Origin of the sequence: Oceanobacillus indicireducens (genome assembly GCF_014647195.1) — a bacterium.
In the GTDB taxonomy this organism is placed as follows: Bacteria; Bacillota; Bacilli; order Bacillales; family Amphibacillaceae; genus Oceanobacillus; species Oceanobacillus indicireducens.
The window spans coordinates 35,348-49,401 of record NZ_BMOS01000006.1 but is presented as its reverse complement, the minus strand read 5'-3'; the positions used below and the strand labels follow the sequence as shown (position 1 = coordinate 49,401).

The window sequence follows — 14,054 nt, the reverse complement described above, 5'->3', positions numbered from 1 at the left end:
GAAGGATTTTTTATGCTAACTGCTGAACAATTATATAAGTCGTATGGAGATAAAGTGCTTTTTGATTCGATCCATTTTACCATTTCCCCATCTGAAAGAATTGGTCTGATTGGTGTAAATGGGACTGGAAAATCCACACTCCTTCGTACGATTGCTGGGCTTGCAACCTTGGAAAAAGGGACGATCGCTCATGCGAAAGATTACGAAATAGAATATTTAGCACAGGATCCAGAACTAGATCCAAACCTTACCGTGATTGAGCAAATCTATTACGGGGAATCCGCACTTATGAAGTTGCTCCGGGCCTATGAGCAGGCCCTGTTAGAGCTTCAAGCAGAACCGGAGCAGGAGAGACTGCAAGAAAAATTATTGAAACTGCAGCGTCAAATGGATGAACAAGATGCCTGGGAAGCGAATACGCAGGCGAAAACAATTTTAACGAAATTAGGGATTACCGACTTCGATAAATTAACAGGAGAGCTTTCCGGAGGCCAAAAGAAACGGATCGCTTTAGCGAAAGCACTAATTCAACCAGCAGAATTATTGATTCTCGATGAACCGACAAACCATTTGGATCATCTGACAGTAGAGTGGTTGGAAAAGTATTTGCAAACTTATCCGGGAGCGCTTTTGCTCGTAACGCATGACCGTTACTTTTTAAATCGGGTGACGAATCGAATTTTTGAATTGGATAAAGGGAATCTATATTCGTATGAAGGAAATTATGAGGTTTTTCTAGAGAAGAAAGCGGAACGTGAAGAACTGGAACGGGAAAGTGAAGCAAAACATCATAATGTCCTCCGCCGTGAGCTTGCTTGGCTAAAGCGCGGTGCCAGGGCCCGCTCAACAAAGCAAAAAGCGAGAATTGGACGAATAGAAGAATTGCAAGAGAAGCAGTTCGACACGAAAAAACAGGGAATAGAAGTACAAATTGGTTCTCACCGGCTTGGTAAAAAGGTATTGGAACTTGAAAATATTTCGAAATCTTTCGTTGATAAACAAGTTCTTAATGATTTCAATGAACTAATTATCCCTGGAGACCGGATCGGTATCATCGGACCGAATGGTTCTGGGAAGACAAGCTTGCTTAACATTATGGCCGGGCGTCTTGCGCCTGATGCTGGAAAAGTAGAAGTAGGGGAAACAGTTAGAATCGGTTATTATACACAAGGTGACGAGGAACTGGATGGTGAACAGCGAGTTATCGATTATATTAAAGAGACAGCTGAAGTCGTCCATTCGGTAGATGGTAACGTTATTTCGGCTGAGCAGATGTGTGAACGATTCCTCTTTTCCCGCAGTGAGCAATATACGTATATTAGGAGACTTTCTGGTGGGGAGAAGCGTCGCCTTTATTTACTCAAAATCTTAATGGAAGAGCCGAACGTCTTATTCCTTGATGAGCCGACGAATGATTTGGATACACAGACATTAAGTGTCCTAGAAGAATATCTCAGATCTTTCCCAGGTGTTGTCGTTACGGTTTCCCATGATCGTTATTTCCTTGATCGGGTGGCAGATCGGTTAATTATTTTTACCAATACTGGAAAAATAGTGCGGTATATTGGAACATACAGTGAATACTTGGAAAACATCCGAGAGACCGAGCCGGTAGAAAAGTTGCCAAAACAACGAGAAAAACAGAGCGCGGAAGAGAGAAAACAAAAGAAGCTTACTTACCGTGAACAGAAAGAATGGGAAACGATTGAAGATGATATAATGGGATTAGAGGAACGTGTCTCCGAGTTGGAACAACAGATTGCAGATGCTGGCAGCGATGCAGGAGAAGTTCAGCGTCTTTTCGCGGAGCAGGAAGATGTACAAGCGGAACTTGATCAGAAAATGGAACGTTGGGAAGAATTATCTTTAATGGTTGAAGCATTTGAAAATAGATAGGTAAAGGTTTAGAAACATTGATTCTAGTGAATCATGTACAAATATAAGCGTTGATTAAAAAATCAGGAGGTTGGATATGAAGTTATATCAGGTTCGTAAGGGACAGTTTGTTTTTTATAAAAATGAGTTGCATAAAGTATACTCCGTTAAGCCGATGTTCAGACAATCCGTCCACTTATATCGTCTGAAAGATATGGAGCAAATTCTTACAAGAGCAGCTGATATCGAATTGTATCGACCAAAACATAATGATACATTTATTTTCTACGGACAACGGTATACAATTGATCAGTATAAAAAGCCGGAGCCGGGTGATTACATTTTAATTACGAAGCCTGCACCAGACTTATTTGATCACTATTCATTAAATGAAATTGAAAAAGTTGAAGAAGTGCATGAAAACAGTGTAACAACGACAAAGGATAATGGTGTAAAGCATCATGAATATGTCATGCTCGTTCCTGGTAAGAGTGAAGCGAGTCAAGAGATTGCCTACTATGATAAGGAACTGGTGCCAGAGGAACAACGCTTGAAAGATGAGTCGATTTCCTATCTAGCTGAGAAAGATGTAACACTGCAGCCTTATGTTGGGGATATTTATCTTGATAAACGAAATAATACGAAGGCAATGGTTGTCGCAGTGACAGAATCAGAAGTAACCTTTGGTCATGGAATCCACGTCCACATTGCAGAACTGCTAGACGAAGAAAGCTTTGAACTCATCTATCGTTACAGTACGGATTAATACGCAACTCATTGGAACGAATAAAAGGCTCTAGCTAGTAGCCTTTTATTCGTTTTTTTGTAAGATAAGAAAGTATAAAATAAAAATGCTGTGATAACTTAGGTATCCGGGGCTAGCCACGTCCGGCTCCAGCGCCCAGCAACTAGCAGATCTTTTGGTGGGACGAGCAGTGCGCAGTCCCAAACTTCACACTCCTCCACTCGATAAAGAAGACTTGCCGAGAGGTCTTTGTGCGGCTTAGTCGCCCTTCTACCCTTGTGGTGAAAGCGGGCATCAACTCCAAACTTAAGGAGGGCCGGTTAAATTCGGGCTAAAGCCCAACTCACGTCTACCCCTAAAAGGGCATGTTTCCTTTATCTCATTCCGTAAAGGGGAAGTTCGATTAAGTTCAGTTCGCCCCGTCCTGGGGCAACATCGAACTACCTCCCGTCCTGGGAGGCACAGTTTGTACGTTGCTACGACGCACAGGATGTGCTAGTGCAGGTGTTGCGACAGGACGTCGCGTTTTTAACCTGCAAGGGCGCTTCCGCCTTTGTTGTAACTATAAATACGCGTCTGCAAGTAGTTCGATCACTTTTTTGCGGAGGGTGATATGTGGAAGCAGTGGTACGATTAAAACTTCATCGGCCTGAAATAGACGGATGAGATCGTCTAATTGTTTGGTCACTTGTTTCACATCCCCAGTTATCATCCGTTTGCGGTTTGCCTGGATGCGCGCTCTCTCCTCGTCTGTATAGTTGTAGTTCCTTGCAGTTTCAACAGATGGAAACTGTTTAAACTGGCTGAACCGGTCATTTCCGAGCAACCATAAGTCCAAAGCTTGCCGGTATTCATTTGCTATCTTTTCTGTTTCAGCTGCAATAACAAAAGAGGCAAGAGAAACTTTAGGCTCTTGCATGAATCTGGATGGGGCGAATTCGCGCCGGTATGTCTCGACAGCTTTTATTCCGATATCAAGCCGGTCCGTACCCCGGAGGAAAAATCCGTAAGTGAATCCTACTCCAAGCTTTGCAGCTATCTTTGCAGTGCGGATACTCATAGATAGGAGCCACATTTCTGGAACAGTTGGGATAACCGGATTGGCTGAGAGTCCATGGAAGCGGTGATCGTTATTTACTTCATCGGTTAAATACGTTGCAATGTCTGTGATACTCGCTTCATAGTCGAGCTTCTCTCGTTTATTTTCATTCATCGCCCGATTGACGAGAGCCGTTCCTACTGTATTGCCAATACCTAAATCAATACGGTTAGGGTGGAATGCTTCAAGAATCCGGAAATTTTCAGCGACTTTTAACGGACTGTAATGGGGGAGCATCACTCCACCCGAACCAAGACGAATACGCTTTGTAGCGTTTGCTAAATGCATCATAATCATTTCGGGTGAACTGCCAGCAAACGCTGGAACATTGTGATGCTCTGCCATCCAAAAGCGGTTGTAACCTAAGCTTTCAGCTAACTGAGCAAGTTCGACTGTTTGCTCCAGCGCTTCTTTTTCGTTACTACCTTCATCAATTTGTGCGTAATCTAATATTCCTAGTTTAACCAACTTCATCCTTCTTTCCATATACTTTGGCTATCCATTTAAAATAAAGCTAACAAATTCATCTTTAATTCTCAAATCATACAATCCGTAAATTCTCAGACGGTCATACATGGCTTCATAGTTCGGATCCTTTAAGAGTAACCTGCATATACCCGTCCCTGTTGTACGGTCATTGCGCGACCGGATATTTTTTTGCTGTCTAAAACAAAATTATTCCGTATGGAAGTATCATTTCGTTTAGTTTACACAAAACTCATTATTTAAATAATGATGTCTAGCTACATACTTCAAAGACTACGGGCGTTTGTTATAGATGATTAGCTTTCATATTTTAGGTGAAATCAAATGTTGATTAGTCGAAGTCATCCCATAAATTGGTGTCCATATCAATTAGCCAATGGTTTCGGAGCGTGAGAGCACGTTCAAATGCTGCCAAGGCCCCGGAGATAGCTAGGAACGTATTTAACCAGCCTGGTAGCATAATAGGAGATTCGAATGTCCCGATATATTCCTGGACAAAGGGAATTTCAGTAATAAGGGCGATAAGTTGAGGTAATCCAAGTATAATTGATGCAAGCAAAATAATAATAGCTAGGATTCCAATTGTCTTGCTTATCCTTGGAAAGCGCTGATCAAACCTCATCCGGAGTCCTTCTGTAGAGCCGGGGTATGGACTAAGTTGTTGTTCGCTTCCTTCCTCAGGAATAAAATGCATACGGCTCAGTCCATAAGTCGTCGTTGCAACTTCAATAAATCCCCCGGGCACTGGAAAAGCTGCAGGCAGCTTAGATGTAGCGATATGTTTACCATCGCGGTACATATCGGCTTTCGATTCTTCACTAAAATAATTGACGTCAACCGTATAGGTGTGAGAATTCCCATCAATTTCATCTAATCGGATATAAAAAAGTGACCGGGAAAGCAAGTGATAAAAGCGGTAGGCTTTTAAAGCGTGTCCATCACCGGGTTTAACTTTACCTATTTTCCGCTGGTGACGCCAATTCCGTAATAGACGCAACATAATAACAGCCCCTTGTATTCAATCAATTTTGGAGGATAATGATCGTTATCTTTCTCTTTTGAATACGAAAAAAAGAGTGGATTGGTTTCAATAATAAAGAATCTTTCCATGAAGTTTCAGGATATAAATTCATTCAACGTAAGTATCTTGCTCGGCTATTATTTTAGTGCCCTGATTACCGTTCAGTTGCCCGGCGGACGGATACTTTCCCAATTAAGTAAGATAATCATACGTATGGGAAAATAGGAATCGTTTGTTTTCTTATTAGAGCAAGGTAAGCGCGCTAATAGGAAAATAATTCCCTATTGTTTTCCCGTTAAAGTAAGAAGAACATCCTAATGGGAAAATAACCCTCAGTTGTTTTCCCATTAAGCCAGATGAAACGGTAATGGGAAAATAAAACTGACAGTTGCCAGAGGAGGTGAGGCTCACCAGCCGCTCAGCAGGTGCGAGAGGTTTCGGGACTGCGGACCTCCAGAAATTAGTTATTATATTTTTCAATCAAAATTATTAGTTTGTGTATTTTGGGTAAAAATGTGGTATTATAATAGTAACAGAACATATAATAAAAAATGACCACAGCTGTAACTGTGGTCAAGTAGATATCCATTCTCTTAACAGGGAGTGGCGTTATCTAATATACAAAGAAAAAATAGCCCTTAGCCATTTGGCGAACAGGGGGCTATTTTTTTGTGTTAAAAATAGCGACAAGGACTACGATTAACGCAATGATCATAGTAGAAAAAGAAATCATTAAAGATTGGAATGTTGTCGTAGAAATCCCCCTTTTTCGCGGTAACTCCAACCGCCCTGTCCTTCATCAAAAAATTGATAAAGTGAAGAAATGTAAGTTTCCATTATACCACAAAAACCCCTAGACTATCTTTCTATCAAGAAAATCCTGTTACATCAAGGCTTTTTCTTTAACTAAAACAAAAACTTCAGACGTTAAAAATTCAACTTCATTTCCCTTTCCAGTCAAGCATTCATTGCAGTATAATAAGTGTATGTATTTTTAGAAAAGTTTAAAAAGGAGGAATCATATGCTTGATAAGACATTAGTTGAAAATGTAATTTCTGCCGCACTTACAACGGGTGGAGACTTTTCTGAAGTATTTGTGGAAGACCGCTTTACGAATAACATGCATCATCAAGGCGGGAAATTAGAAAAAAGCTTAGCTGGACGTGATTTTGGTGTGGGGATTCGGATTTTTAAAGGGCTTCAGAGTGTCTATGCATATACAAACGACTATTCCGAGGAAGGGCTTGTAAAAGCTGCAAAAACAGCAGCAAAAGCACTTCAAGGGGCGAACAGTAAAAAGGACATCATATTACCACTGGAAAAACAATCGTTTGAAACAGCACATCCGATTCAGTTGATGCCGAACAGTGTGGAGAAAAACCGTAAATTAGCTGTATTAAGGGATGCAAGTGAAATTGTAAGCAATTATGATCCAGCTATCGCTCAGGCAATTATCAGGTTGATCGACGAAGAACAACATGTATTAATCGCTAATTCAGAAGGGATTTTTGTAGAAGACAAACGAGTACGAAGCAGGATGGCGATTGCAGCTGTTGCAACGGACGGAACTGACATGCAGACAGGATTTTATGGGCCGGGTGCATATCAAGGGTTTGAATTCATCGAAGGACTGGATCTCAATCATTATGCAAAAGAAGCAGCCCGGATAGCTGTCACAATGCTTCATGCAGACCCTGCACCAAGCGGGAAATTCCCGGTTATTATCGATAATGAATTTGGCGGTGTTATTTTCCATGAAGCATGCGGTCATGGATTAGAGGCGGAAGCTGTTGCGAAAAATAATTCGGTATTTGCAGGTAAGATTGGTGAACAAGTTGCCTCAGACCTTGTTACATATATTGATGATGGTACGATACCGAATGAATGGGGATCCATTAATATCGATGATGAGGGGGAAAAGGCAAGAAAGAACGTACTGATTGAAAATGGAATTTTAAAAGGATATATGATTGATAAATTTAATGGCAGAAGAATGGAAGCGGAATCGACCGGTTCGGGACGAAGGGAGTCTTATAAATTCGCTCCAACGTCTCGAATGACGAATACGTATATCGCGCCAGGAGAGTCTACACCTGAAGAAATCATTGCAAATACGGAGCATGGCATCTATGCGAAATATATGGGTGGCGGCTCGGTCAATCCAGCAACGGGTGATTATAACTTTGCTGTAAATGAAGCATATATGGTGAAAAATGGAAAGATTGACAAGCCAATACGTGGAGCAACCTTGGTTGGAAATGGGGCAAAAACGATTCAAAAGGTAGATATGGTTGGCAATAACCTAGGCCATGGTGCCGGTATGTGCGGTGCATCAAGCGGAAGCATTCCAGTTAATGTTGGCCAGCCGATGCTACGCGTAAGTGAGATTACTGTCGGTGGAAGGGAGGCAAACTAAATGGATTTAACAACATTTCGCAAGCAGCTTTTTACAGAAGGTGAAAAATTAGGGTTTACAGATTTAGAATTATATTATGAGAAACAGGAAAAATTCTCTGTGAAAATCTTTAAAGGTGAAATAGACGGGTATGAATCATCGACTGTAAACGGTGTTTCTGTGCGTGGGCTCTACAACGGGCAGATGGGTTATGCCTATACTGAGAAGCTGGATGAGGATTCTATTGCCTTTTTATTAAAAAGTATTCAGGAAAATGCGCCGTTACTAGAAGGTGAGCCCGAAGAACTTTTTACAGGTGAAGGTGCAGATTACCAAAAGACAGATTATTACTCTACAGCATTACAACATGTAACAGCGGAAGAAAAAATTGCATTCCTAAAAGAAGTTGAAAAGAAAATTTATGCCTATGATCCCCGGGTTTCTCAAACGGATTACGCTGCGATACAGGATGAATCGATTGAAAAAGGATTGTTTAATAATAAGGGATTAACGCTACACGATCGAAATAATTTCTTATCCGTCATCTTTTCTGTCGTCGTAAAAGAGGGCGAGGAAATTAAGTCTGATTTGTATTTTAAAATAACAAAGGACTTTGCTGCACTAGATGCCGAAAAAATAGCGAAAGAAGCAGTTGAAAAGAGCTTAAGCCAGCTTGGTGAACAGGCTTATCCTAATAAAAATTATCCAGTCATTCTAAAAAATACTGCTGCAGCTTCACTCGTCGCAACCTTTGCATCCTCTTTCTCTGCAGAAGCGGTTCAAAAGGGCGAGTCAAGATTAAAAGGAAAGCTGGATGAAAAAATAGCATCAAAACAAGTTACATTATTGGATAATCCCTTTTTACCGGAGGGAACGCATAGTGGGAACTTTGATTCAGAAGGTGTGCCAACAAATGAACTGAACTTAGTAGAGAATGGGAAACTGGTATCCTTTTTCCATAATTTAAAAACAGCAAAAAAAGATGGTGTTAATTCTACAGGGCATGGGTATAAATCATCTTATAAAGAAACGATTGGTGTCAGTCCATCGAACTTGTATGTCGTGCCAACGGAAAAAATGTATGAAGCGTTATATGGAAATCTGGAAGAAGGTATCATCATAACTGATTTAGCCGGACTCCATTCTGGGGCCGATCCAATTTCTGGTGATTTCTCCCTTGCAGCTAATGGATTTTATGTAAAGAACGGAAAAATCATTGGCCCAACGACACTTATGACGGTTGCTGGAAACTTTTTTGAAGTTTTACAAGATATTGAAGAGGTCGGGGCGGATCTTGAATTTTCACCAATGAGTAGTTCTGGTTATATTGGATCCCCGTCCCTTAAACTTAAGGGCTTGGCAGTTACGTTTGATTAGGATGTGAAGAGGGAAAATGACCGCTCCATACGAGGCTGAAGTATGGACGGTCTTTCTCCTTTCTGTTCTATTAATTCTCTCCAAAAATCGGCCATTGTTTCGCTTTGGCCACTTCACGCATCCCATCCTTTGGGTTAACGATAATCGGTTTATCGACAAAATGGAGGAGGGGAATATCACTTTCACTATCTGCATATGCCCAAATCTCTGTTTCTTCGGGATCAAGTTGAAGTTTATCCAACCAATTGGCGACTGCTCGTACCTTTTCTTCTCCGTTAATGACAGGACCAGTTGCCCCAGTGCATCTTCCATCTTGATCAAAGAGCAATTCTGTACCGATTGTTGTAACGGTAAGCCCAAGTTTTTCAATCAATGCATCTAAAAATGGCTTTAATGCCCCGGATAAAATAATGACTTGTTTGCCGCTTTCTTGATGTTCTTTTATTTTATGTACAAGCGGTTCATTAATCTGATTTCTTCCAGCTGCAATCAACTCATCGAAAAAGCTAGCAAGCTCTTCTTCCGTTTTACCTTTGAAGGTTTTGGCGAACGCTTGGAAGAAATGAATCCGAAGCGCATGTTTTCCTCTTGTTATTCCTAGAAATAAGGCTTGGGCTGTGCCGATTAATACGGTTGCCAATTCCTTAATACCGAACTCTTTCCTTCCTGCCTGGAACATTAGTTTAAAAGAATCCCCTTGAAATAAAGTTCCGTCAAAGTCTACCGTAACAAGCTGCAACATTATTCCTCCCTTGAACTTGAATAAGCGTGATTTCCGTATATTTCCGTTAGGCTTATTGGTAATTTTACACAGGAAACAGGAAAAAGCAAAGAAATATCGAATATAGTATATAGGGTTGTAATCGCTTTCAGTTGGGGTTGATAAAAAAACTAAAGTTTGAAGCATGCTTTCCTATTATAAAAGTAGAATATAGAAGGAGGTTTTTTAACATGGAAGAAAAAGTATTGCAAAATTATATTGCTGGTGAATGGGTAGATGCTGAGAATCGGACGTCTGTATTTAATCCCGCAACAGGTGAGGAAATCGCCCAAGTGCCTCTATCGGAAAAAATAGACGTTGACGAAGCGGTAGCAGCAGCGAAACGCTCCCAGAAAAAATGGGCGCTTGTCCCAGCACCACAGCGAGCCGAGATTCTTTACCGGGTCGGTTCACTCATGAAGGAGAAAAAGGAGCACCTCTCCCGTCTCCTTACAATGGAAAATGGTAAGGTGCTGGAAGAGGCGAGAGGAGAAGTCCAAGAAGGAATTGATATGGCGTTTTATATGGCGGGGGAGGGAAGACGGTTATTCGGTCAAACGACCCCAGCGGAATTGCCGGATAAATTCGCGATGAGCGAGCGGGCGCCAATAGGTGTTGTAGCCATTATTACGCCGTGGAATTTTCCGATTGCGATTGCGACATGGAAGTCCTTTCCGGCGATTGTCGCAGGAAATGCTGTCGTCTGGAAACCGGCAACAGAGACACCAATCATGGCTTATGAACTGGCGAAGATTTTTGAAGATGCTGGGTTACCTAAAGGGGTGATCAATGTTGTATTTGGGACAGGTCGTACAGTTGGGGATGCGATGGTGCATCATGAAGATATCCGGGTGATTTCCTTTACGGGATCGAATGAGGTTGGTCGCAATATCGCTGCTGATTGTGGAAGACAACTAAAGAAAGTGTCTCTTGAAATGGGCGGAAAGAATGCGGTTATTGTGATGGATGATGCCGATCTTGATTTAGCAGTTGAAGGGGTCGTTTGGAGTGCATTTGGGACAAGTGGCCAGCGCTGTACAGCATGCAGTCGGGTTATTGTCCATGAAGCGGTGAAGGAAGAATTTGAAACACGCCTCTTAAAGGCGATGAAAGGTTTGACGATTGGTGATGGTTTGCAAGAAGGTATTAAAGTCGGACCGATTATTAATCAAGCAGGCCTTGAAAAGATTGAGCGTTATATCGAGATTGGAAAGGAAGAAGGGGCGAAATTACTCGCTGGCGGACGCGTGCTTACAGGGAATTCCTATACTAAAGGATATTATTTTGAACCGACATTATTTACAGATGCCACAAGTTCGATGCGCATTGCCCAGGAAGAAATATTTGGACCGGTTGTTTCCGTTATACCTGTAAAAAGTTTTGCGGAAGCGATAGAGGTGAATAATGGGGTAGCGTACGGGCTATCAAGTTCAATTTTTACTCAGGACGTTAATCGAGTCTTCCAGGCGAAGCAGGATTTGGATACAGGAATTGTTTATGTGAACGCAGGAACAACAGGTGCTGAAATTCATTTACCGTTTGGGGGAACGAAAGGAACGGGGAATGGCCACCGTGATTCTGGTGTCCAGGCTTTAGATGTATTTACTGAATGGAAAGCGGTCTATGTTGATTACAGCGGGAAATTGCAGCGTGCCCAAATTGATGTGGAAGAATGATAGTTTATAACACATACACACGGGGGGATGCAGATGAAAATCGGTGTGCTTGGTTCTGGATTGATGGGGACGGAAGCAGCAAGGGATTTAGTGAACAGTAGAGACGTACAAGTTGTAGGACTCGCGGATGTTGATTCGGGGAAGCTGAAGCGAGCGGAGCAAACAATTGATTCGAAAAAACTTGTTACGGATAAGGTTGATGCAAGTGACCCCGATGAATTAGGCAAGTTTATGAAGCGGTTTGATGTCGTCGTTAATGCGCTTTTTTATTCCTTTAATGAAATGGTTGCGGGGGCGGGAATAGATGTTGGTACACATGTAGTGGATTTAGGTGGACACATTGGCGGGATGACAGACCGGGTATTAAGTTTAGATGACAGGGCGAGGAGTAAAGGAGTTACAATTATTCCTGACTTAGGTGTTGCGCCAGGGATGATTAATATTCTTACGGGTTACGGGGCAAGCAAACTTGACCAACTAAAGGAAATTAAGCTTTACGTGGGCGGGATTCCAGTTCGTCCCGAGCCGCCACTTGGATACAATCATGTGTTCTCGATGGAGGGAGTTTTTGACCATTATACAGATCCGTCACTCATTATCCGTGATGGAGAGCAAAAATTAATCCCTTCCTTATCAGAAGTTGAGGAAATATATTTTGAAAAGTTCGGTCCATTAGAAGCATTTCATACGTCAGGTGGAACTTCGACGTTAACCCAGTCGTATTCGGATGTGCAGACATTGGAGTATAAGACGATTCGCTATCCCGGTCATGCGGAAAAGTTCAAATTACTCGTTGACTTGAATTTGACAAAAAAAGATATCGAAGTGGAAGTAGAAGGGAAAAAGGTGAATCCGCGCAAAGTTGTCTTACAAGCGATTGATCCAATTGTGGATCTTCGGGACAAGGAGGATGCGGTGTTACTCCGAGTTGCCGTTACTGGAATGAAAAAAGGAGAGCCGCAAACGTATCAGTACGAAATGCAGACGTTCAAGGATACGAGCAGAAATATAACCGCGATGGCACGGGTGACAGCAAGTACGATTTCGATTGTCGCTCAGCTAATCGCTGCAGGGACGATTGCAAAGAGGGGGGTCTATCCGCCTGAGCGTGCAGTCCCTGGTGAAGTGTATATTGCTGCATTAAAAGAAAGAGGGATAGAAATAAAGGAAATGCTACTTTAAGTTATGAATAGAATGAAAAAGCCTTCCAAGGTAAGTGCTTGGAAGGCTTTTTATTTTTCGAGTGGGACAAATGCTCTGACCCCAATGTCCCGTTATTTTGCTGCTTTTTGTAGTTTGTTGATGATTTTTAGGGATTTGCCTGTGCCGATTGCGACTGCTTCGAGCGGGTTTGGTGCCATGTGCACTGGGACATTCAGTTCGCTTGCAAGCCATTCTTTCATGCCTTGCAGCATGGATCCTCCGCCTGTTAAAACAACGCCATGATCGACAATATCTCCACTTAACTCCGGTGGACAGTCTTCAAGTGTAGCCTTCACTGCATCGAGAATTTTAAGGAGTGGCTCTTTAATCGCCTCATGAATCTCGGTTGACGTAATATCAATTGTTTTCGGTAAGCCTGTCACCATATCTCGGCCGCGGATACTCATCGTGTCCTCTTTATGGTTCGGATGAGCATAGCCGATTTCCATTTTAATATTCTCGGCTGTCCGTTCCCCGATTAAAACATTATAGGTTTTCCGGATATAATGAATGATTTCTTCATCTAAATTATCTCCTCCGACCCGAATCGAGTTCGAGGAGACGACTCCACCAAAGGAAATAATTCCGACTTCCGAAGTGCCTCCGCCGATATCAACGACAACACTTGCAAGTGGTTCGTCTACTGGGAGGTCCGCTCCGATTGCAGCTGCGACTGGTTCTTCAATTAAATGTACCGTTTTTGCACCAAAGCTTGTGATTGCATTATGAATCGCTCGTCTCTCAACAGCAGTGCTGCCTGCCGGTGTACAGACGACAACAGTTGGCTTCCGCATGGAGACGCCGATTTTCTTACTTACTTTCTTTAATAATACTTTAAGCATCTGGGCGGTAACATCATAATCAGCAATGACTCCGTCCCGGAGCGGGCGAATTGGGATTATGTTTTTCGGTGTTTTCCCGATCATTTCTTTTGCTTCTGTACCAACTGCAACAACATCTTTTGTATTTACATCAATCGCCACAACTGACGGCTCATTTAAAACGACACCTTTTGTTTTTGAATAAATAAGGATATTTGCGGTTCCTAAGTCAATTCCAATTTCTGCATTTGAAAACATGTTAAATCCTCCAATGTGTAATTTCATCTATTCTTGTTGAATTAATCAATACATTCATGAGATAGTCCTCTTGCAATTATAAACTGCCTCTCTTTAACGTAAAACAGCTTAGGGGGGGAAATCAAGTAACATTTCAATTACATTTTCTCATATCTTGTAATAAAAAATCATCTTTTTTGTAATAAAAACTCGATATTTGGAGGGTGTCAAGGGTGTATTTCTAGCAAAAACTGCCATAGCACTTAGCAATTTCCTCTATTCCAATTTTTATACGGTCTCTAAATCGATAGGAAACTTATGTTTTTCGCAAATTCTATAACCTCTAGTAAAATGAAAA

Annotated in this window: 10 protein-coding genes; 6 read left to right on the top strand and 4 right to left on the bottom strand. The window is 41.8% G+C overall.

What is annotated here, in order from left to right:
* Positions 1–12 precede the first annotated feature (12 nt).
* Entirely contained in the window at positions 13–1,896 is a 1,884-nt protein-coding gene (locus IEX94_RS05545) for an ABC-F family ATP-binding cassette domain-containing protein (RefSeq protein WP_188856377.1), read from the top strand.
* Positions 1,897–1,972: 76 nt separating this feature from the next.
* A complete protein-coding gene (locus tag IEX94_RS05540) occupies positions 1,973–2,641 on the top strand; it encodes a hypothetical protein (RefSeq protein WP_156856631.1) in 669 nt (222 codons plus the stop codon).
* A 541-nt stretch (positions 2,642–3,182) separates the two neighbouring features.
* Here IEX94_RS05540 and IEX94_RS05535 read toward each other — a convergent pair.
* Both IEX94_RS05535 and IEX94_RS05530 read right to left on the bottom strand, forming a co-directional pair.
* Positions 3,183–4,193 carry an LLM class flavin-dependent oxidoreductase gene (locus tag IEX94_RS05535; protein WP_308425583.1) on the bottom strand — a complete coding sequence of 337 codons (1,011 nt, stop codon included), beginning with the start codon at positions 4,191–4,193 and terminating at the stop codon, positions 3,183–3,185.
* Positions 4,194–4,536: 343 nt separating this feature from the next.
* Positions 4,537–5,205, bottom strand: coding sequence for a hypothetical protein (locus IEX94_RS05530; RefSeq protein ID WP_188856376.1), 669 nt, complete (start codon positions 5,203–5,205; stop codon positions 4,537–4,539).
* A gap of 1,043 nt (positions 5,206–6,248) precedes the next feature.
* Between IEX94_RS05530 and IEX94_RS05525 the strand changes: the two genes are divergently transcribed.
* Positions 6,249–7,643, top strand: coding sequence for a TldD/PmbA family protein (locus IEX94_RS05525; protein ID WP_188856375.1), 1,395 nt, complete (start codon positions 6,249–6,251; stop codon positions 7,641–7,643).
* Positions 7,644–8,999, top strand: a complete 1,356-nt coding sequence (locus tag IEX94_RS05520; protein WP_188856374.1) for a TldD/PmbA family protein — start codon at positions 7,644–7,646, stop codon at positions 8,997–8,999.
* Positions 9,000–9,069: 70 nt separating this feature from the next.
* Here the strand turns inward: IEX94_RS05520 and IEX94_RS05515 are convergent, their stop codons facing one another.
* Positions 9,070–9,741 carry an HAD family hydrolase gene (locus tag IEX94_RS05515; RefSeq protein WP_229782582.1) on the bottom strand — a complete coding sequence of 224 codons (672 nt, stop codon included), beginning with the start codon at positions 9,739–9,741 and terminating at the stop codon, positions 9,070–9,072.
* A gap of 209 nt (positions 9,742–9,950) precedes the next feature.
* Between IEX94_RS05515 and IEX94_RS05510 the strand changes: the two genes are divergently transcribed.
* Complete coding sequence (locus IEX94_RS05510; RefSeq protein ID WP_188856372.1) at positions 9,951–11,435, top strand: aldehyde dehydrogenase family protein; 1,485 nt, start codon at positions 9,951–9,953, stop codon at positions 11,433–11,435.
* Positions 11,436–11,468: 33 nt separating this feature from the next.
* Positions 11,469–12,617 (top strand): saccharopine dehydrogenase family protein, encoded by a 1,149-nt coding sequence (locus IEX94_RS05505; RefSeq protein WP_188856371.1) that lies wholly within the window; start codon positions 11,469–11,471, stop codon positions 12,615–12,617.
* A 92-nt stretch (positions 12,618–12,709) separates the two neighbouring features.
* On the opposite strand, the gene mreBH is transcribed toward IEX94_RS05505, so the two are convergent.
* Positions 12,710–13,717, bottom strand: coding sequence for a rod-share determining protein MreBH (gene mreBH, locus IEX94_RS05500; RefSeq protein ID WP_188856370.1), 1,008 nt, complete (start codon positions 13,715–13,717; stop codon positions 12,710–12,712).
* Positions 13,718–14,054: the final 337 nt, after the last annotated feature.